This window comes from Peptidiphaga gingivicola (genome assembly GCF_001652275.1).
GTDB lineage: Bacteria > Actinomycetota > Actinomycetes > Actinomycetales > Actinomycetaceae > Peptidiphaga > Peptidiphaga gingivicola.
In genome coordinates, this window is the sequence record NZ_LVZK01000001.1 from 1830761 (window position 1) to 1852630 (window position 21870).

The 21870-nt window shown below is 62.4% G+C and carries 13 protein-coding genes and 1 tRNA gene; 6 read left to right on the forward strand and 8 right to left on the reverse strand.

All coding sequences use genetic code 11. The features are described 5' to 3' along the window. The first annotated feature begins 28 nt into the window (after positions 1-28). Positions 29-928 carry a RecB family exonuclease gene (locus A4H34_RS07625; RefSeq protein ID WP_231870982.1) on the forward strand — a complete coding sequence of 300 codons (900 nt, stop codon included), beginning with the start codon at positions 29-31 and terminating at the stop codon, positions 926-928. 64 nt (positions 929-992) lie between these two features. Here the strand turns inward: A4H34_RS07625 and A4H34_RS07630 are convergent, their stop codons facing one another. Next, a complete protein-coding gene (locus A4H34_RS07630) occupies positions 993-1742 on the reverse strand; it encodes an HAD family hydrolase (protein ID WP_082903113.1) in 750 nt (249 codons plus the stop codon). Positions 1743-1786: 44 nt separating this feature from the next. Then, the gene (locus A4H34_RS07635; protein WP_064231577.1) at positions 1787-2620 is read right to left on the reverse strand and encodes an undecaprenyl-diphosphate phosphatase; all 834 of its coding nucleotides are present in this window, start codon (positions 2618-2620) and stop codon (positions 1787-1789) included. 62 nt (positions 2621-2682) lie between these two features. On the opposite strand from A4H34_RS07635, the gene A4H34_RS07640 reads away from it, so the two are divergent. Then, a complete protein-coding gene (locus tag A4H34_RS07640; RefSeq protein WP_009198665.1) occupies positions 2683-3621 on the forward strand; it encodes an aldo/keto reductase in 939 nt (312 codons plus the stop codon). Positions 3622-3636: 15 nt separating this feature from the next. Here A4H34_RS07640 and A4H34_RS07645 read toward each other — a convergent pair whose 3' ends face one another. Continuing rightward, the gene (locus A4H34_RS07645) at positions 3637-4086 is read right to left on the reverse strand and encodes a hypothetical protein (RefSeq protein ID WP_064231578.1); all 450 of its coding nucleotides are present in this window, start codon (positions 4084-4086) and stop codon (positions 3637-3639) included. Between the two features lie 503 nt (positions 4087-4589). Here A4H34_RS07645 and A4H34_RS07655 point away from each other — a divergent pair. From A4H34_RS07655 to A4H34_RS11465, 3 genes are all read left to right on the forward strand, one after another. Next, a complete protein-coding gene (locus A4H34_RS07655; protein WP_231870983.1) occupies positions 4590-7709 on the forward strand; it encodes a S8 family serine peptidase in 3120 nt (1039 codons plus the stop codon). A gap of 471 nt (positions 7710-8180) precedes the next feature. After that, a complete protein-coding gene (locus A4H34_RS07660) occupies positions 8181-11315 on the forward strand; it encodes a S8 family serine peptidase (RefSeq protein ID WP_064231581.1) in 3135 nt (1044 codons plus the stop codon). A 207-nt stretch (positions 11316-11522) separates the two neighbouring features. Then, positions 11523-15128, forward strand: coding sequence for a S8 family serine peptidase (locus tag A4H34_RS11465; protein ID WP_064231582.1), 3606 nt, complete (start codon positions 11523-11525; stop codon positions 15126-15128). 179 nt (positions 15129-15307) lie between these two features. Here A4H34_RS11465 and A4H34_RS07670 read toward each other — a convergent pair whose 3' ends face one another. The 4 genes from A4H34_RS07670 to A4H34_RS07685 form a co-directional block, all read right to left on the reverse strand. Then, positions 15308-17326 (reverse strand): M3 family metallopeptidase, encoded by a 2019-nt coding sequence (locus tag A4H34_RS07670; protein WP_064231583.1) that lies wholly within the window; start codon positions 17324-17326, stop codon positions 15308-15310. Between the two features lie 110 nt (positions 17327-17436). Then, on the reverse strand, positions 17437-18417 hold the full coding sequence (locus tag A4H34_RS07675; protein WP_064231584.1) for a glycoside hydrolase family 16 protein: 981 nt from the start codon (positions 18415-18417) through the stop codon (positions 17437-17439). A 964-nt stretch (positions 18418-19381) separates the two neighbouring features. Continuing rightward, the gene (locus tag A4H34_RS07680; protein WP_064231585.1) at positions 19382-19723 is read right to left on the reverse strand and encodes a cupin domain-containing protein; all 342 of its coding nucleotides are present in this window, start codon (positions 19721-19723) and stop codon (positions 19382-19384) included. Positions 19724-19734: 11 nt separating this feature from the next. After that, entirely contained in the window at positions 19735-20838 is a 1104-nt protein-coding gene (locus A4H34_RS07685) for a GNAT family N-acetyltransferase (protein ID WP_064231586.1), read from the reverse strand. A 168-nt stretch (positions 20839-21006) separates the two neighbouring features. Between A4H34_RS07685 and A4H34_RS07690 the strand changes: the two genes are divergently transcribed. Further along, positions 21007-21091: transfer RNA gene (locus A4H34_RS07690), tRNA-Leu, on the forward strand. Between the two features lie 144 nt (positions 21092-21235). Here the strand turns inward: A4H34_RS07690 and A4H34_RS07695 are convergent. Then, a complete protein-coding gene (locus tag A4H34_RS07695; RefSeq protein ID WP_064231587.1) occupies positions 21236-21841 on the reverse strand; it encodes a hypothetical protein in 606 nt (201 codons plus the stop codon). Positions 21842-21870: the final 29 nt, after the last annotated feature.

Here is a 21870-nt window from a genome sequence, read left to right on the forward strand (position 1 = left end):
CGTCGGGAGCCCGATGTACGGTTGTGACATGAGCAGACATGCGGCTCTTTCCCCTTCGCGGGCGAAAGACTTCAAGCAGTGCCCCCTGATGTTTAGGTTCCGGACGGTCGATAGGCTCCCCGAGCCGCCGTCCCTCGAGGCGCTTCGAGGAACCCTCGTGCATTCGGTTCTGGAGCATCTCTATGACGGGCCCGCCGCCGCCCGCACGGAAGAGGCGGCCCAGGGGCTTCTCCTTCCCCGCTGGAACGCGCATCTGGAGTCCAAACCGCGCGATCGCGATCTCTTCGAGGGCCCCGCGCATCTCGAGACGTGGCTCGGCAGCGCGCGCACACTCATAGGCAACTACTTCCGCATGGAGAATCCGACGTTCATAGAGCCCGCGGCGCGCGAGCAATTCGTCAACGCGCGCCTCGCCTCCGGCCTGGCCGTGCGCGGCATAGTCGATCGAATCGACGAGGCGCCCAACGGCGCGCTTCGCATCGTCGACTACAAAACGGGAAAGTCCCCCGGCCCCAGATTCCAAGACGAGGCGCTTTTTCAAATGCGCTTCTATACAGCGGCCATCGCCCTGTCACAGGGAAAGCTCGCCAGACGCACGCAGATCATCTACCTCAAGGACGGGCGGACGCTGACCTACGACCCGGTCCCCGACGACGTCGACGCCGTCGTCTTTGAGCTTGACTCCATATGGAACGCGATAGAGGAGCGCCTCGACGCGGCCGATTTCGAACACAAGCCGTCCCGGCTGTGCGACTGGTGCCATTTCCAGGAGAACTGCCCCGCCTTCGGCGGCGCGGCCCCGCCCATGAGCGAGGAAGGCGCGGCGGCCCTCCGCACGGCGAAAGGGACGGCCCCAGCAGAGCCTTCCGATGAATGGCGGCCTGCCGCCCACCGGCGCCCGCGGGGAGGGATTCAAAACAGCGGCTGACGGGAGCAGCTTACGAGAGCAGCTTGCGACGAACGTCCGACAAGCCGTCCGTCGCGCCGCCCCGTTAGGTCGCTCTCAGGTTCGGAGCGCCGTCCGCATAAGGGTCGCCCTGCGGGCGCTCCCCGTCCATGAAGCGCCGCAGAGCGGCCTCGTCGACCGATTCGAGGGAGTCGATCTTGACGAGGCCCGGGGCGGGCGGCACATCGACCATGTAAGGCACGTGGACCACACGCGCCCGCGCGGCCATCCCCGATCGCACCCCGAAAAACGAATCCTCGATCACGAGCGAAGAAGAGGGGTCCGCCCCGGCGAGCTCCGCGGCGCGCAGGTAGGGCGCGGGATCGGGCTTGCCGGGAAGGCCGTGGTCCCCCGCGACGATCGTCGTGAGGGAGCCCGGCGGCGCATCCTTCACCACGATGCGGGCAAACCGCTCGTAGGAAGACGTGACGAGCGCCGTCGGGATCCCCAAATCGACCGTGAGGGAGAGAAGCTCGTAAGCACCCGGCCGCCAGGGCACTTTCGAGGCCTCTCCGATCTCGCACACCCGGGAGACGAGCCTGCGGCCCAGCTCCTGCGGGCTTATCGGCAGCCCAAAGTCCGCCACGGTCTTCGACGTCGCGTACTCCAGCGAACTTCCGACGATCTGCGCCACGTACTCCTTCGACCACGTGGCGCCCAAGTCGGCCATGATCTCCGTCTCCGCCTGGTACCACCAGTCTTCGGAGTTGGCGAGCGTGCCGTCCATGTCGAGCAAGACGGCACGCGGAAGGCCGCGGGCGGTGGAATCGGAACGCATGTTCACCTCGATCTGCATGTTCACCTCGATCTGGAAGAGACGGCCTTTTGCAAAACGGCCCGTCAGTAGGCGTAGACGACGCCGCCGACCAGAAGGCCCACCACGACGATCGCGAGGACGATGCGGTAGACGACGAACGGCATGTAAGACCGCGTGGAGATGAGCTTGAGGAACCACACGATCACGGCGTATCCGACGACGAATGAGACGATCGTCGCCAAAATGGTCGGCCCGGCGGCAAGCGAGGCGGTGTCGAAGTTCTTGGCGAGCTGGAAGAAGCCCGAAAGGACGACTGCCGGGATGGCCAGAAGGAAAGAGACCCGAGCGGCCGCCTCCCTCGTGTACCCGAGAAGGAGGCCGACGGTGATCGTCCCGCCCGAGCGAGAGACTCCCGGAATGAGGGCCATGGCCTGGCCGAATCCCACGAGGACGCCGTCTCCCAGCGTCATCTCGTCAAGATGCTTCGTGTGCGCGGACCTGCGGTCGGCCCACCCCAGGATGACGGCGAAGAGGGCCAAGACCGCGGCGACGATGTAGAGATTGCGAAGCTTGGTTTCAATGGCGTCTTGGAAGAGCAGCCCGAGCACGCCGATCGGAATCGTGCCGAAGATGACGATCCACCCCATGCGCGCGTCGGGATCGGAGGAGGGAAGGCGATTTCTGCCGGCAAGCGGAAGGGAGCGGAACCAGTGGGAGATGATCCGGCCGATGTCTTTGGCGAAGTACGTGATGACGGCGGCCTCGGTTCCCAGCTGTATGACGGCGGTGAAGGCGGCTCCGGGATCGCCCCATCCGAATAGGTCGCCGAAGATTCGAATGTGCGCTGAGGAGCTGATGGGCAGGAACTCCGTGAGCCCTTGGACTATGCCTAAAACGAGTGCTTCAAAATATCCCATCGGGCCAGCTTACTGGCCAGGGCTGGAAGGTTCATACTGCGGGCTAAGCTAGGCTGGTCTCTATGAGAGAACGCACAGTGGGCGCCAGCGGCCTCGTCGTGGGGGCGGTCGGGCTCGGCACACTCACCTGGGGCCGCGATACCGACGTCAAGGAGGCCAAGGGCCAGCTGGAGACGATTCTCGATTCCGGGGGAAATCTCATCGACACCTCGCCTGCCTTCGGCCAGGGCGCGGCGGAGTCTTGCGTCGGCGAGCTTCTCGACGTCGTCGTGGATCGCGAGTCCGTCGTGCTGTGCACGCGCGCCGGATTCGTTCCCGGCCCGACCGGGCTTCGATTCGGCGCGGGACGAGGGCCCATTCTCGACTCGGTGCGGGCCTCGCTCGAACGCCTCGGCACGAGCTACATCGACCTTCTGCTCGTCGCCTGCCCCGATCCGTTGGCGCCCGACGAGGAAACCGCCTCGGCTCTCGGATGGCTCATCGATCGCGGGATCGTCAGGTACATCGGGGTTCAGGAGTACTCGTCGTGGCGCGCGGCGATCCTTGCCGAAAGGCTTCGGGCCGCCGGGCTTCCTCTCATCACCGCGGTTGAACGGGAGTATTCCCTCGTTTGCCGCGACGTCGAGGCCGAGATCGTCCCCATGGCCTCTCACACGGGGATGGGCCTCCTCGCCTCTTCTCCGCTCGGCCGCGGAGTGCTCACCGGGAAGTACCGCCATTCGATCCCGCCGACGTCGCGCGCCGCCTCCGAGCACCTCGCCGCCTTCGTCGAGCCGTACCTCAACGAGAGGGCCCGCCGAATAGTCGAAGCGGTGGCGAAGGCAGCCGACGGCCTCGGGCGCACGCCCGCCGACGTCGCACTTTCATGGGTCGTCGGCAGGCCGGGTGTCACCGCCGCGATCGTCGGCGCGAGGACGGCTGCCCAGCTTCAGGCGACGGTTTCCCGGTGCAAGCCGCTCCCCGAGCTCGTTTCCGAGGCCCTGGCGGACATCAGCAACTGACCCGCCGAGTCGGCCTTAACCGTCGGCGCCTTCCTCCGAATCTTCCTCGTAGCTGCCGTCGTCAAAGTCGGCGTCGTCGAGGCCTTCCTCGTCTTCAAGCGTCTCGCCGTCTGTTTCCTCGTCGTCCTCGAGATCGTCTTCGTCTTCAAGGTCGTCGTCGAAGTCGCCGTCCTCGTCCAAATCGTCGTCGAGGTCGGCGTCGTCCTCGTCGTCCAGATCGAAGTCGTCGTAGTCGTCGTCGAAATCCTCGTCGTAGTCCTCGTCGTCGCCGTATACGTCCAAGGGAGCCTCGACTCCGTACCTGGTGAAAACGACGTCGTCGTAGACGATGTAGGCGTCGGCGAGAGCGTCGGCGGCCTCGGCGACGCTGGGCGCACTCGGGTCCTGCGCGGTCGAAGCGGCGAGATGAAAAGCTTCTAACGCGCCGATCAGTCGATCGAGGGCAGAACGCGGGTTCATAGACATGCACTAAGGGTAACCCGACAAAGGCGACCTACGCCACACCATGAAACTTTCAACGTTTTTGTCGCTTTCCAAATTCTCCGCTTTGCGCATGCAGCCTTCGAAGCCTCCGGCTTGCGAAGCTTCCGACGTCGTCGAACTTCGGGCGCCGTCGGCCCGCCAAGGTTCAGATCCAACCGTTTCGCCCGATTTCCAGCCGTGCGAAAGCGGCTTCGACCGCCTTTGCCCGCAGACGGCTCAGCCCGCCGTCAATTGCCAATGACTCAGCTCGCCATCAGGGGTAAAGTGAGCGGTGTGGGCCTCTGTACACAAGTCCACGTGTCGATGAGTTGCAGCCTGAAGAGTCGGTTCGAAAATAAATTGGGAAATCCATTTCAAGAATGAAATTGAATTCATTTCAAAATCGAATTGGGATCGATTTCAGCGATTGACTTCCGGATCGCTTTAGGGAGACGGCCAAACTCATATCATGTAAAGAAGGCATGTATCACTCGAAGGGAGCGGACATGATACGCAGAAGAAAATGGAGGGCGCGCGTCGGCCTTGTCTCGGCGATGGCCGTCATAGGCGCGGGGGCTTTGGCCCCGCAGGCGGCCCACGCCGAGGGCACGCCCAAGCCGCCCGGCCCCAGCGGCGCCCAACAAGACGACGGCGGCCAAAAGCAGGCCGGCGGAGCCGCACGACAGAAAAACAAAGACGAGATTCGGCAGAGGCTTCAGACCCTGAAGAGCAAGGCACACGCCTCCCCCGGGTTCGCCGGCAAGTGGTTCGTCCAATTCTCCGAAAAACCCACCATCAAGGGCGGGTCGGCCAAGACAATCGCGGCCCAGCAGAAAACCTTCAGCTCAACAGCCCCGAAGGACGTCAAAGTCACCGATTCCTATTCGAAAGTCTGGAACGGGGTCGCCGTCAAGGCCGAAGACAAAGACCTGGGCAAAATACTCAAAGCCAAAAACGTCAAAGCCGTCTTCCCCGTCCTGACCGTCCAGAAACCGGAAGAACCCGCTCAGAAGCCCGAGCAGAAGAACGGCGTCAAGCCCACCCTTTTCACGGCCGGAGACCTCACGGGCGTCCCTTACGCCCGCAAAGAGCTGGGGTTGACGGGCAAGGGTGTCAAGATCGGGATCATCGACACCGGCATCGACATCGACCACCCCGCCTTCGGCGGATCGGGCGTGCCCGGATCGGCGGCCTTCCCCACGTCCAAGGTCGTCGCCGGATACGACTTCGTCGGCGACAAATTCAACAATGACAGCAGTTCCGGCACCTACAACCCCAATCCGAAGCCCGACCCGGTTCCCAACGACTGCGACAATCACGGAACTCATGTGGCCAGCATCGCCGCCGGAAACGACGCCGCCAAGAAATTCAAAGGCGTCGCCCCCGACGCCAAGCTCGGCGCCTACCGAGTCTTTGGATGCGACGGCTATACCCGAGACGACGTCATACTCGCGGCGATGGAGCGCGCAACCAAGGACGGCATGGACGTGGTCAACATGTCCTTGGGCGGCAACTTTGTGTCGTGGCCCAATTATCCGACGTCGGCCGCCGCCGACGCCATGGCCGACTCGGGCATCGTCGTCGCAGCCTCGGCGGGAAACTCGCGCGCTAAGGGAATTTTCGCCAATGGCGACCCTTCCGTAGCGCACAAGGCAATCAGCGTCGGCTCTGTTGACAATACCCATACGCGTTCCTTTGCTTTCAAGGGCCCCGACGGAAAACTCGTTGCCTACAACGCTTTAAAGGGAAGCCCGGAAGCGCCCGCCGCCGGAAAACTGGAGCTCGCAGCTTACCCCGACGGGAAGAAGACAGGCGGCGTCGACCTTCCCGGCACGCCTTTCAAAGGCAAAGCCGTCCTCGTTTCCCGCGGAAGCACCAAGTTTCACGAAAAGGCTTTGGCTGCCCAGAACGACGGCGCGGCAGCGGTGATCATCTACAACAATGAAGAGGGAGCCCTTATGGCAGAAGCCACGGGCGAACCCGCCATCCGGATTCCAACGGTCGGCATCACTCAAGCCGAGGGCGCGAAGCTTGAGGCGGCTGCGGCGGCGGGTTCGGCCTCGATCGAATGGACGCGCGAGGAGGTTGTGAGCGCGAATTCCAACGGAGGCGCGCTTTCCGATTTCTCGTCTTTCGGCTTGGCGGCGGATCTGACGGTCAAGCCGGACGTCCTCGCCCCGGGAGGCAATATCTTCGCCGCGATCCCGATCAAAAAGCAAGGCGAACGGGGATATGCAGTCTATTCCGGCACGTCGATGGCCTCTCCGCACGCGGCCGGCGCCGCGGCGTTGCTGTTGCAGTCGAATACGGCGCTGAATCCCGGCGACGTCCGCACGGTCCTGCAAAACACCGCGAAGCCGCTCGACCTGCGCAATCCCGAGGCCCTGAAATTGGACGCATCGACGAAAGGCAAAGAACCAGTCCATCTCCAGGGGGCGGGGTTGATCAATGTTCCTGCGGCTGTGGCTCAGGCCCATTCGCATGCGAAGGTCACCTCGGATGCCGTGCCGAGCACGGTGACCCCGTCGAAGGTCTCCTTGGGCGACACGGACTCAAACGATCCGACCGAACTGACGATTGCCAACCGGTCAAACAAGGAGGTCACCTACACACTCTCCTCCGACGTCAGCCCCGTCGGCACCGCCGGACCCAACCAATTCCCCAGCTATTTTGCCGGATTGAACACGAAGGTGTCCTTCTCGGCGAAAACGGTCACGGTCCCGGCCAACTCCACACGGACGGTCAAGGCCACGGTCACCCCGCCGAGCACCTACACCGACAAAGGAACGGCCAAGAAACTTCCCTGGCCCACCATCTACGGCGGATACCTCGTGCTGAAAGGCTCGAACAACACCGTCCAACACATCCCCTTCGCAGGCCTAAACGCCGACTACGAATCACTCGGATTCCTCCGTTCTGAGTGGACGGCGAACGACCTGCCGCCCAACGAGCCGCCGAGCGACGATTATGCGGGCAAGTTGTACATAGAGCCGAATCTGGCCTTCGTTTCATCCTGCCCGAGCGGCCGCGTCCTGGACGCCGAATGCCCTGACGCCACGCTGTCGCTTGTTTCAAATGACGATCACAAATATTCGATGAACGGATACGACGTTCCCAACGTCGTCATGCACGTCGAGAATCCCGTCTCGAAACTCGAGGTGGCCGCCTATCACGCGAACGCAGACGGCTCGAAAGGCAAGCCCGCAGGCAAGGACAATATCGTCTTCCGGTCTGATGGAGTGGGAGCCGACATCTCTGTTTGGAGCTACGCTTGGGACGGGACGGTTGCCTCAGGCAACGGGAAGGCTCCCGTTCCTGACGGGCGGTATGTTTTGGAGGTGACCGCGACCAAGGGAACAGGCCACGCCCAAAACGGCAAGAACACCGATGTGTTCACATCCCGGCCCTTCGTCGTCCGATCCAACCCCGGAACCACGCCAAGCCCAACGGCATCGCCGACGCCGAGCCCAACCGCCTCCCCCGGCCAGACGTCCACACCGACGCCAAGCCCAACAGCCAGCCCGTCCTCGTCGTCTGACCCGACGACGTCGCCGACGGCAGACCGAACCCCGTCGGCGAAACCGACGAGCACACTCGAAGGCGGTGCGCCGCGCACACGCAGGTGAGGTAAAACAAGATCCTTCAGCACAGAGTGAGTGGTCGTGACTCCGGATTCGGGGTCACGACCACTTCCATGCAAGCAGCGGGCGATCCAGGCGCTCATATAACAGAGCCTGAACTCCAAGCAGCAAAATTGACCGTATCTTAAAACTGCAACCGTTTTTCCCCGCCCTCCGATTTAGTCGCTTAAATCAAAGACTGTTGATCATTAAAACATAACTGACAAAGGACGTGAAAAGTCATAGAATGATCTCGCGGGCGCTTACGCACGCACCCGCATTGTCATTGAGCACCGGACCGCCGAGCCGGCCAAGGCGGCAAGCGCCGAAGCCGATTCGGACAAGCTTTCGGACCTGTTCCGGCAAGCTTTCCGATGGGCTCAGAGGGAAAGAAGATTCCAAATCGCTTCGGACGTCAAGTCTTCTGAACCGGTTCCTGGAGACGGGCGGGCTCGCACTGCAAGCAAGGGAGCGGACATGATACGCAGAAGAAAATGGAGGGCGCGCGTCGGCCTTGTCTCGGCGATGGCCGTCATAGGCGCGGGGGCTTTGGCCCCGCAGGCTGCCCACGCCGAGGGCACGCCCAAGCCGCCCGGCCCCAGCGGCGCCCAACAAAAGACAGGCAACCAAAAGAAAGCCGACGCCGCCCAGAAGAACAAAGACGTTCAACAGAGGCTTCAGGCCCTGAAGGGCAAGGCGCACGCCTCCCCCGGGTTCGCCGGCAAGTGGTTCGTGCAATTCGCCGAGAAGCCCGCCTTGAAGGGCGGGGCGACAAAGACGATCGCGGCTCAGCAAAGAGTATTCCGCAATGCGGCCCCGAAAGACGTCAAAGTCACCGACTCCTACTCGAAGGTCTGGAACGGGGTCGCCGTCAAGGCCGAAGACAAAGACCTGGACAAGATACTCAAAGCCAAAAACGTCAAAGCCGTCTTCCCCGTCCTGGCGTCCAAGCCTCCGAAGGAACCCGCTCAGAAAGAAGACGGCAAACCGAATCTCAACGTCTCGGGAGAGCTCACAGGGGTCACGGAGGCCAGAAACAAGCTGGGGTTGACGGGCAAGGGTGTCAAGATCGGGATCATCGACACCGGCATCGACATCGACCACCCCGCCTTCGGCGGATCGGGCGTGCCCGGATCGGCGACCTTCCCCACGTCCAAGGTCGTCGCCGGATACGACTTCGTCGGAGACGAATACAACGGCAGTTCCTCCTCTGAAAAATACAATCCGGTGCCTAAACCCGATCCACTTCCCAAAGACTGCATGGGCCATGGAACTTCCGTGGCTAGCATCGCCGCCGGAAACGACGCCGCCAAGAAATTCAAAGGAGTCGCCCCCGACGCCAAGCTCGGCGCATACAAGATCGCCGGATGCGAAGGCGGATTCGATTCAGACGTTTTGCTCGCGGCGATGGAGCGCGCAACCAAGGACGGCATGGACGTGGTCAACATGTCCTTGGGCCTCCCATTCGCGTCGTGGCCCAATTACCCTGTCGCTACGGCAGCGGACGCCATGGCCGACTCGGGCATCGTCCTGACCTCCGCAGCTGGAAACGAGGGAGAATCGGGAGTTTTCTCCACCAACACCCCCTCCGTAGCGCGCAAGGCAATCAGCGTCGGCTCAGTGGACAGCGGCGAGATATCATCAAACACCTTCAGGGGCCCCGACGGAAAACTCGTGCCTTACGATAGTGTGGCGGGAAGCCCATGGCCGCCTACTGCTGGAAAAGTCGAACTCGCAACCTACCCTGACGGGAAGAAGACAGGCGGCGTCGACCTTCCCGGCACGCCTTTCAAAGGCAAAGCCGTCCTCGTTTCCCTCGGAGGCAATGCTGCTGCTGATCAGAAGTTTGCAGCGGCGGAAAAGGACGGCGCAGCAGCAGTCGTCTTCTACGACGAATCAGATTCTATCGCACCGGTTTTTAAGATTGCGGAAGGCAAACCCGGGCCAAAACTTCCGGTCATCCAGATCAAGTACGCCGAAGCTAAAAAGCTGGAAACGACAATTGCTGCCGGATCTGCCTCAATCGAATGGACAGACGAGGAATTTGCGATTCGCCGTGAAGACGGTGGGTTAGTCGCCTTCAGTTCGTCTTTCGGCTTGGCGGCGGATCTGACGGTCAAGCCGGACGTCCTCGCCCCAGGCGAAAGCGTCTACGTCGCTATCCCGACAAAGAAACAGGGAGACAACGCATATCGCTTCAGATACGGCACGTCGATGGCCTCTCCGCACGCGGCCGGCGCCGCGGCGCTGCTGTTGCAGTCGAATACGGCGCTGAATCCCGGCGACGTCCGCACGGTCCTGCAAAACACCGCGAAGCCGCTCGACCTGCGCAATCCCGAGGCCCTGAAATTGGACGCATCGACGAAAGGCAAAGAACCAGTCCATCTCCAGGGGGCGGGGTTGATCAATGTTCCTGCGGCTGTGGCTCAGGCCCATTCGCATGCGAAGGTCACCTCGGATGCCGTGCCGAGCACGGTGACCCCGTCGAAGGTCTCCTTGGGCGACACGGACTCAAACGATCCGACCGAACTGACGATTGCCAACCGGTCAAACAAGGAGGTCACCTACACACTCTCCTCCGACGTCAGCCCCGTCGGCACCGCCGGACCCAACCAATTCCCCAGCTATTTTGCCGGATTGAACACGAAGGTGTCCTTCTCGGCGAAAACGGTCACGGTCCCGGCCAACTCCACACGGACGGTCAAGGCCACGGTCACCCCGCCGAGCACCTACACCGACAAAGGAACGGCCAAGAAACTTCCCTGGCCCACCATCTACGGCGGATACCTCGTGCTGAAAGGCTCGAACAACACCGTCCAACACATCCCCTTCGCAGGCCTAAACGCCGACTACGAATCACTCGGATTCCTCTACTCCAAATGGACCTACGGCGACGCAGTTCCCGAAGACACTCGCGAAGAGACGGGACACGAACCCACGGATCCCCTGAACATACAGCCAAGCCTAGGCGTCGTTTCATCCTGTCCGAACGGCCGCGTCGTAAAAATCGAATGCGGAGACAGTCAAGCGGACTACGCTCCGGTGGAGGAAAACGACCATGTGTACTCGATGAAGGGGTACGACGTGCCTCGTGTGATCATGCACGTCGAGAATCCCGTCTCGAAACTCGAGGTGGCCGCCTATCACGCAAACGCGGACGGCTCGAAAGGCAAGCCCATAGCCAAAGACAACATCGTCTTCAGCTTGAATGGATACGGGTTCAAGCCCGGCATCACGGACATCGGCTGGGACGGGACGGTTGCCTCAGGCAATGGGAAGGCTCCCGTTCCTGACGGGCGGTATGTTTTGGAGGTGACCGCGACCAAGGGAACAGGCCACGCCCAAAACGGCAAGAACACCGATGTGTTCACATCCCGGCCCTTCGTCGTCCGATCCAACCCCGGAGCCACGCCAAGCTCAACGGCATCGCCGACGCCGAGCCCAACCGCCTCCCCCGGCCAGACAGCCTCGCCGACGGCAAACCCAACGGCCAAACCGACATCGTCCGTCAAACCGACGGGGCAGGCCGCCCCGTCGCCGTCGGGATCGCAGCGTCCCACAGCGACCCCTCCAGCCGGATCCGCGAAAACATCGCAGCACGCCCGCAAATAAGAAAGGAAAAACTAGGCGCAACATTCCTGAATTAAGGCAATAGAATAGTAGAAGACAAATCAATATATAACGAGTTGCCGTGGCCTCAAATTTGAGGCCACGGCAACTTACATGAAATTAACCGTTGATTCCGGAACCGATCGCACAGATAATTGACTCTGGGTAGCCTGACTCACCAACAGGCCCTGAAAATGAAGGGAAATATCCATGAAATACTCTCATTGGCGCGGACGCTCGCTTGCGTTTTTCAGCGCCATCGGGATCGCAATCGGCGTCGTCTCCTCTCCGATTCACGCCGATCCCCCCAAAACTCCTCCCACGCCTTTGGACCCGAACGGCCTCCAAAAGAAAGCGGAAAGCACGCCGGGATTCACAGGAAAATGGTTCGTGCAGCTGGCATCGAAGCCGACGATATCGGGAGGGTCGCCGCAGGCGATCTCTTCCCAGCAAAAGACTTTCAGCTCGGACGTTTCGTCGCGAGTGCAAGTGACCGAGAAGCATTCGCGCCTGTGGAACGGCGTGGTTGTCAAAACCGACAAGGCGGGGCTCGAAGAAGTCGTCAAGGCCTCTAACGTCAAAGCCGTCTTCCCCGTTCTCAGCGTAGCGATGCCGAAGAACCAAAAGTCCAAGGTTCTCCCGCAGGTGCGAAGGGCCGGTGCGATGACCGGCGTCCCCTACGCGCACAAGGAGTTGGGCCTTACGGGCAAAGGGATGAAAATCGGAATCATCGACACCGGCATCGACATCGACCACCCCGCCTTCGGCGGGTCGGGCGTGCCCGGATCGGCGACCTTCCCCACGTCCAAGGTCGTCGCCGGATACGACTTCGTCGGAGACAGGTACAATTCGGACATCAATTCCGACGCCTACGATCCCAATGCCGTCCCCGACTCGGTCCCCAACGACTGCCACGGCCACGGAACCCACGTCGCGGGCATCGCGGCGGGCAACGACCCGACGAGCAACTTCCGCGGCGTCGCGCCGAACGCGCTCTTGGGCGCGTACAGGGTTTTCGGGTGCGACGGCTCAACCGACACGGGCGTCATGCTCACCGCGATGGAGCGCGCCTCGAGGGACGGCATGAACGTCGTCAACATGTCGATTGGCGCGCCTTACGTGACATGGCCGGAGTATCCCACCGCCGTCGCCGCAGACGCCCTCGTCAATTCCGGCGTGGTCGTGACCGTGTCCCAGGGGAACGAAGGCGACAACGGCGCGTTCTCGGGCAGCGCCCCGGCGGTGTCCCCAAAGGCCATCGCCGTAGGGTCGGTGGACAACAACGGCTTGCTTCTGTCGACCTTCACGACGGCCGACGGCGCCTCCTACACATACATGCCCGTTGACGGCGCCGCCGTCCCTCCGACGACTGGAAGCGCCCAGCTCGCCGCATACCCCGACGGCCAGAAGACCGGAGCGGTCGACCTTCCCGGGAAGCCTTTCGAAGGAAAGGTGGCGCTGGTTGCCAGAGGCGATTCCACCTTTGCCGAAAAGGCCGCCGCGGCTCAGGCCGACGGCGCCGTCGGCCTGTTGATCTACAACAATGAAGACGGCGTCGTCAGGGCCTCGATTCATCCAACGACCGATCTCCCGGTCGGCACGATCACCAAGGAGCAGGGCGAAAAGCTCGAAGGGCTCGTAGCGAAGAGCGCAGGAAACAGCCCTGTGATCACCTGGACGGACAAGCAAGAGCCGATCGTCGACCCAGACACGGCCACGATGGTCTCCACCTTCTCGGCGTGGGGAATGACGGCCGACCTCAAGCTCAAACCGGACGTCCTTGCCCCCGGCGGGGAGATCACGTCCGCCTATCCCCTGGACAAACAGACCGCAAAGAAGGGCTACGCCGAACTCTCGGGAACTTCGATGGCCGCTCCGCACACTGCGGGAGCAGCCGCACTGGTGCTCGAGTCCAATCCGTCGGCCTCCCCCGATGCAGTGAAGGCTGTGCTCCAAAACACGGCCGACCCCGTTCTCCTTTCCTACCCGATACAGCGCGGATTCCCCTCGCAGGCGCGGATTCAAGAGCCCGTCCAACACCAGGGCGCGGGTCTCATCGACATTCCTGCCGCCGTTTCCCAGGCGAATTCCTATGCCGCCCCCGGGAAGGAAAAGCGAGTCTCCACTGTGACCCCGTCGAAGATTTCCCTGGGCGACACAGATTCGAACAATCCAACCGATCTGACGATCACAAACCATTCCAACAAGGAGAAGACGTACACCCTCGGCTCCAACCTGAATGCCGCGGGAACGTACGGGCCGAACACCCTTCTCCAGTATGCGCCGGGGCTGAACACCAAAGTCACGTTTTCTGCGGACAAGGTGACGGTTCCCGCCCATTCGACGCGAACGGTGAAGGCAACCGTCACCCCGCCCAGCAGCTACAGTTCCTACGCAACGGGAACAGCGGTGGAGACGAAGCTCCCCTACATCACGATGTACGGCGGCTACATCACGTTGAAGGACGACGCCGGGCGCATTCAGCGGATTCCCTTCGCCGGGCTCAACGGAGACTACGAATCGAGGGAGGCGATCAGTTCGAAATGGACGTACGGCGATCTCTACGACAGTCAGACCCTCAGCTTCGTAGGCCGCAAGCCCGAGGACAAGTACAACGTCTCGCCCTCGCTCGTGAGGGTCTCCTCGTGCCCGAACGGCCGCGTTGTGGCCTCTGACTGCGCAGACGACAACGCACAGTATACGGAAGTGACCGAAAAGGACCACGTGTATTCCATGAAGGGCTACGACGTCCCGAGAGTCCGTCTGCATGTGGAGACTCCCGTCAAGAACATGAAAATATACGTCAATGCCGTAGGCCCCGACGGCAAAAAGCAGGGCCAGTCGGTCCCGGTGCATCAGGTGTACGACAACGACGGCGTCGGCGCGGACAAGAGCTTCCAGACGTTCTCCTGGGACGGAAGGATCAAGAAAGGCGGCAAGCTGCAGATGGCCGACGACGGTCGTTACGTCATGTCCGTGCTCGTGACCAAGGGCACCGGCCACCCTCAAAACTCGAAGGACGCCTCTGAACGTTACGAGACCCCGCCCTTTGTCGTCCGTTCGCTCACCGACGCGAACCCGACGCCGACGGCCTCGCCGACCGAGTCGCCCAAGCCGACCCCCACGGACTCGCCTAAGCCGAGCCCGTCCCCGACAGCCGATCCCGGCGGATCGACGGTCACCACCTACACCGACTGGACCGCCGACTCGGCCCAGCCTGCCACGCCTATCGGCAAAGGCACCCCCTACGCCGGCGACTTCACCGGGAAGGGCAAGGACGGCTTCATTACCCGACAAGGCATGACCTTCACAACCGAAGGCAAGTCCTTCACCTATGGACGCGCGGACGACGCCGTCTTGACCGGTGATTTCGACGGCGACGGCAAGGACAGCGTCGCCGTCGTGCGAGGCAACCGCATCTACATCAAAAACACTCTGACCGGAGGCGACGCCGACGCCGACTTCACATATGGACGCGAAGGCGATACGTTCCTGGCCGGTGATTTCGACGGCGACGGCAAGGACAGCGTCGCCGTCGTGCGAGGCAATCACATCTACATCAAAAACACTCTGACCGGAGGCGACGCCGACGCCGACTTCACATATGGACGGAAGGGCGACGCCTATCTGGTCGGAGATTGGAACGGCGACGGGAAAGACACCTTCGCGATTCGCCGAGCCAACGTCTATCACTTGAGGAACTCGCTGAGCGGAGGCAACGCCGACGCGACCCACACCTTCGCCCAGCCCGACACCGCTGTGCTCACCGGCAACTGGACCGGCTCCGGCAAGCACACCCCCGCCACGCACCCGTAGCGGGCAAAATCGCGGCAATCGTCTGACCGCCGCAGTGAAAGGGCGCCCAACCGCGAGCCCCATCGGCTCGCGGTTGGGCGCCCTTGACGATTGGGAACCCAGACCTCTTGACAGACGGCAAGCCCGTGCCCCGGACGGCGGCGGCCCGAGCAAGCCCGAAGCCTTCGTCGGCACGCGATTCAGAGCAGGCGTTTGCGCCGCAGCAACGCCCGGGTGTCGACCGGGCGCCCAAGGAGCCTTTCGAAGCCCTCGAGCGGATTGCGTGAATTTCCCCGGCTGAGCACTTCAGCCGCCATCTTTGCCCCCGCCTCGCGGTTGAGGCCGCCGTCTCCGTCTTTCGCGGCGACCGTCCGGAACCAGTCTGCCGTGTCGGCGTCGAGGGCCTCACTCCACAGGTAGGAGTAGTAACCGGCGGAATAGCCGCCCGAGAAGACGTGGTTGAAGTAGCAGCTTCGGTACCGGGGAGGTATCCAAGGGCTCGCGATACCGAGCCTCTCGAGGGTCGCCTTTTCGAACTCTTCGACGTCGTCGGGGCTTTCGGGAAGGTCGGCGGGCGTGCGGTCGTGCCAGGCTTGGTCCAAAAACACGGCCTGCAGCATTTCGGACATTTGGAACCCCGCGCCGAAGCCGTCGGCGGCGGACAGCGAGGCCGCCAAATCCTCCGGCATGGGCTCGCCCGTGGCAAAATGCCGAGCGTAGTTCGCCAGCACCTCCGGATGCCTGGCCCATATTTCGTTGACCTGCGAAGGATACTCGACGAAGTCGCGCGGAACGTTTGCGCCGGCGGCGGAAGGCCATTCGACGTCGGAAAGCAAGCTGTGCAGAGCGTGTCCGAATTCGTGGAAGGCTGTCTCGACCTCGTCCCACGTCAGCAGCGCAGGCTCTCCCTCGGGCGGTCGCGTGACGTTGAGATTGTTGCAGACGACGACGCATCCTCCCCCTCGCCGCGAAGCCTGCCGGATTGTGTGTATCCAGGCGCCGCCTCGCTTGCCGGTGCGCGCGAAATAGTCCCCCAGGAAAAGGCCTGCGAGAGCGCCGTCCTCGCGGCGAACCTCCCATATTTTGACGCCCTCGGCGTATCCGTGCAGATCCGGCCTCGCAGAGAACGTCAGCCCGTAAAGCCTGTTCGCGGCGTAGAAGACGCCTCTTTCGACGACGTTCGTCAGCTCCAGGTAGGGTGCCAGCGCCTCGTTGTCCAGCTGGAACTGCTCGCGGGCGAGCGCGTCGCGGAAGTAAAGCCAGTCGGACGGGGCGACCGGCGCCTCGGCGTATGTTTCAAGCGCCTCATGTTCGGCTTCGGCGTTGCGTTGGGCAGGTTCGATCATCGGCTCGAGAAGGCTGTGAATGGCCCGCGTCGATCCGGCCGTTTCCTGGGCGGCGACATACTGGGCGTAGGTGGAGTAGCCGAGAATCTGGGCCTTTTCTGCTCGAAGTCGCGCGAGCGCGAGGACGATGCGGCGGGTGTCCGTCGCAGGGTCGCTTCCGTCGCCCCGCGACGTCGAAGCCTCGAAGATCCGTTCGCGAACATCGGCGCGCGCAAGAGCTGATTGGACGGGCTGTTGAGTGGGAAGGCGGAGGACGACGAGGCAGGGCTTGCCCTTAGCCAGTTCCGGGTTCGATTCGGCGTCGGCCGCCAAACCGGCCTTCTGGGACTCGCTCAGGCCTTCGGCCTCCTCCTCGGTCAAGGGGACCGATCCGGCGAGCTGGGCTTTGAGCGCCAGCTGCCCGAACTCGGTCGTCAGGTCAGCCGCCTCCCTGTTGATCGTGCGCAGCCGCTCTTGGGCGACTGCATCGAGGTGGCAGCCGTGGGCGCGAAACGCCTTGAGGTGCTCTGACACGCACCAAGCCGTTTCCGGGCCTAGTTCGGCCGATCCCAGAGCCTTGAAACGGTCGTACAGCCGCGAGTCGAGGTAGACGTCGTCTTCATGCTCGACTATGAGGGGGTTGAGCCTGGCCTCGACGGCATGCCATTCGTCGCCGCCGACGGAGGCCGCAAACGTGTGCAGCACATCGACGGCCTCTTCCAAACGTTGGGCTTCCAGTTCAAAGGGAAGAAGCGTGTTCTCAACGGTTGTCGGAGCCTGAGACGACGCGATCGCTTCCAAAAGCGCGCGACGGCCCTCGAGCTTCTCGCGTATATCGGCTTCGAGCCGAGCGGGGTCGACATCGGTGAGATCGGGTAATCCAAAGTCATCCATGGCCAGATTTTATCGATTCTGTGCGCCTAGACGGACTTCGCCGCCCGCCCGGGGGCGCGTATCCCGGTGCGGGCGGCGAAGTCCTGCGTGAAAGGGACTAAGCGTGAATACTAGCCCCGGTATGCCCAGGCCCGAACGTAGTCGACGACGAATTCGGTGGAATCTGCCGTCTTCCCCGGTTCAGGCAACCCCCAATAGGAGGAGCCGACCTGGACGTTGAGACGAATATTGAACTTGCCGGTTGTGAAGAACTTGTCCCATGTAGCCGAGCCCCAGGTTTTCTTCGTCACTTCGTGATACTTCCGCCCGTCGATGAAGAAGGCGATCCTGCCGGGCGTCCACTCCGCGGCCCATGTATGGAACTTTCCGTCGTTGAGATTGATGCTTTGGGGAGTCCACGCGTTCTTCTTCTTTCGCCCTTCGGGAGCCTGCAGCCCTCCGTGCCGGCTGGGTTGATAGACATGCACGGTGGCCTCGCTTCTACCGTAGGGATCGACGTCCGCGTTGCCTTGGTCGGGCGTGCCGTAGGCCTCGAAGACGTCGATTTCCCCTTCGTTTCCCTGGCCGCCGTCGGGACGCAGCCAAAAAGCCGGCCAGACGCCTCGGGAATTGTTCTTGACCGTGGGAAGTTTGGCGCGCACTTCGAAACGTCCGTATTTTTGCGAGAACTTTCCGACCGTGTCGAGGTAGCCGCTGGAGTACCGACGGGAGGCGTCGCGAACGTCGGCCTTGGCCAGACGCTTGGTGCGAATCGTCAGCCGTCCGTCGGAGACCTCCACATTCTGTTTACTCGTTACGGCTTTGTCCTGATTGAGCCGCCAGTTGTCGCGCACGTTCCACTTGGGCAGGGAGGCGTCGTCGAAATCGTCGTTGAAAGCGGGTTTGCCCCAGCCTTGAAGGCGGTCCGAGCCTCCGCGTTCCGCCCCAGCGGCATTCGGTTTCACCGGCGAGTGGCCTTTGGCCGCTTCGACCGGCGACGTCGAAGTGTAGCGCCCGTTTCCGGCAGCCGACGCAACGTCTGGAGCGAGCACGGTGCCGGCAGCGGCCAACATCGCGCAAACGGCCCTGGAGGCCCGACGACGGATGGACATGTCCCCCTCCTTTCAACAAACCATTCGCATCGACCCGCGAAACGTCAGAAAACGCAGCTCGATTCGTCCATTTCCTTATCCAGTGACATCCGAACGACGCACTGGCTACACTCTGTCAACTAGCTATGTATGTTCAGCTGTTTTCTACTATAAACCACACTATCATCAAACGTCAAATGTTTTTGAATAATCGATCGATCGAGTTTCCCGACGGAATAAATAACGATAAAGTTAGGTAAATAACCGGAATTGCACCCTTCATCAGGACGCCTCATTTTACGGTTGAGTATTATAACTAAACGGTTATATCGACAATCAGGTAAATAACTGCTTTCGGAGCCGCAACGCCGCTTGCGGCCGACCGCTTTCACGCCGCCCCGACTTCGCCCATGGCCTTCTCCGGCCTCGTTCGGTCGAATTCGCCAGGAGAAAAACGCCTCTTCCCGCGGTTTCACGCCGAGGCCCGTCCCGCTTTCGCTCCCAACCTCAAGGAACTCAGCCTCTCAACAAGACGCCTGGCCTCGGCCTTGCGCGGCTAGATTCGGGGACCTGCTCCCCATATTCGGGCACGCTTCTTTCTTTATGTAGTTGAAAAGGTTAACATTGATTTGTCGCCTAGATATGCCGCATGCAAATGCGGAAAACGAGAGCGGCAGCCTTCGAGGGCTTTTACGTGACGGGCCCGAAGAGGCAAGGGTCGGGACCGATTGGCCAATAGGGCCGTGCAGGCATCACCTCCCTTACCTGCACGGATTCCTCAATCGGGACCGCCCATCGGCGTGACAGCCGATCGGGGCCCGCCTTCTGTCGAGGCGGGCCCCGATTTTATGCCCGCAGCATTTGGGGCTGGAACGATTCGCGGCCGGCGGGCGCAACGACGTCGAAGGCCGACGTGTCGATGTCGCCGGTTCCGACGTCCTGCTGCCGAGCTTCGACTGTCAAAATGCGACCGGAACTCCGGCTTTCAAGAGTGGGAGCCCTCGCCCGTCGACGTGACGGTGGTCAGAAGAAAGACGGCGTCTTCCAACGCGAGCACAGAGTGCCGTTCGTGGGTGAGAACCCATATCTCCCCGGCGGAGAACACGCCCTGCTGGCTCTCGCCTATCTCCACCCGCACCTTGCCGACGAGTACCTGGAGCGAGGCGGCCGGAGGCGAGTTGTGGGCGCCGAGGCGGGTGCCTTCGCGCAGGGCGATGACAGTCTGGCGGAGCATGCCGTCGCGTGCCACGACGGCGGCGCTCTTGCCGGCTTCGGAAGCGAGGGCTTTGTCAAGGTTGGTCGCAGCGACCGCGGTCAGGTCAGCCATGGCGCCCGATTCTACTCGTCCCGCTCGGCCAGGCCCAGGGCCGAGCGGATGTCCGGCGGACAGTAGTCGGGCCCCTTGAGCACCTTGCCGTCCTCGCGCAGAACCGGCTTGCCGTCCTCGCCGAGCTTGGACAGGTTCGAGCTTTGAATCTCGGCCAGAACGCTGCTCAGGGGGATCCCGAGTTCGAGCGCCATGCCGTAGACGACGTAGACGATGTCGCCCAAAGCGTCGGCCGTTTCGACGGTGTCGCGCGTGCCGTCGTCGAGCTTGCGCGCCTCTTCGAAAGCGGCTTCGATCCGTTCGCGGGCGGCCCGGCCGTACACCGCCCCCACGAGCTCGGCGAATTCCTCGGCCACGAGGGCCAGGCGCATGTGCACGCGCTCGCGGCCGGCGTCGGGGCCGTCTTCGACGACAGGCAGCGAGTAAACGTCGTGAAACTGGCGGACGAGATCCTCGGGGCGGTTCGGATCCCCGAAGCCGGGACGCCGTTTCGTGGGGCCGGTCCATGGCCCCTTGGGTTCGCGGGAATCGCCCGGCAGGAGGGATCCGATCACAACGTCGAAGGCCTTGCCCTTGTTCGACAGCATGCCCCGGGACACCCCTTCGAGGGTGAAACCGGCTTTCCAGGCCACGCGCATGGACGGCCAGTTGGGCTCGCCGTCGCGTATCTCGCACCGCCACGCCAGCGCCTGCAACCCCATTGCCTCGAAGGCGAAGTCGCACACAGCCTTGAGAGCCTCGGCTGCATAGCCGCTTCCCCTTTCTTGCGGCGACATCCAGAAGCCCACTTCCCCGACCACGGAATCGGACCTTATGCCGATTATTCCGATCAACGGAGGGCGTTCGACCTCGGGTTGGCGTTCGGCTGCGGAGGCGTCGTCTGTCAAATGGCCTCCTTCGGCGAGGCGAATCGCCCAATTGGGCGAATGCCCCTGCCAGCCCGGTTTGGCCACGCTCTCAACGAAGAACTCGGCGGACTCGCGCGTATAGGGTGAGGGAACCGTCGTCCATTTTTGAATCTCGGGGTCCTGGCAGAGTTCTGCAATCGTGTCGACGTCTGACGCCTCGACCGGGGAGAGCACGAGCCTAGGCGTGCGGAGGGTTGCAGGTTCCATGGCTCAAAGACTACATGGCAACGTGCGCCTTAAGCGGCCGACTGACCCGGGGAGGAATTCGCGGTGATCGAGGGCACATGAAACCCACTCTTTTCGCTTTGATTCGGGCAGAAAGGCATGATAATCTCTTATCCGTTGTTCGGAGCCACAAGCTCCGATCAACAACCTGCGCGGGTGGCGGAATAGGCAGACGCGCTAGCTTGAGGTGCTAGTCCTCGTATAGAGGGTGGGGGTTCAAGTCCCCCTCCGCGCACAAGCAAGAGGGTGCATCCCCACACCAGGGGCTGCACCCTTCCGCATTGTTGCGTTCTATTTGCCTTTATTTGCCGTTTTCGGTTGAGCCTCACTTTGCGCCCGCGCCTCACTTTGTGCCGGCTCCTCCGTTTGCGCCCGAGCCTCAGTTTGCTTCCGCACCGCCCTTTTCGTCCGGGCCGCCACTCCCTGCCGAGCCGTCATTCCTTGCGGAGCCGCCGTTTTTGGCTGAGCCATCATCGCCGGCTGCACCGCCGGTTCTTCCGTCCTTGGAATCGCCGGCGCCCGCCGCCTCGTCGCCCTCTTCGACGATCTGGGCGTCCTCGACGGCGTCCTCGACCGTCGCGGCCAGCACAGATGCGGAGATTCCGTCGAGTTTGCGTACCAGCTTCTTGCGCTCGGCCGACTGCTCGCGCCTGCTCATCGACTCGACGATGGGAATCGCGTGATCGATCCGTTCGAGCTCTTCCCGCCACTTCGCGGCTTGGCGTGCGACGTCGGACGTGTTGGCCGAGGCGTAGACGTATGTGACCTGCTCGTGGAGGACCTCGACGCGGCGATGCAGACCCTTTTTGTCGGACGGTCCTTCCTTCGCGCCGGCGACGGCACGGAAACGTTTGGTCATCGATTCGACGACGCGGGGGTTGTCTTTGACGAGTTTCCGCAGTTCGGGGCCGTACCGGACGACGGCGAGCAGCGCGGCGGGCCCCGCCTTGCGGGCTGCCTTGAACAGGATCTTGATAAGCGACATGTGGACAATTCTATGGGCAGGCCCCCGTT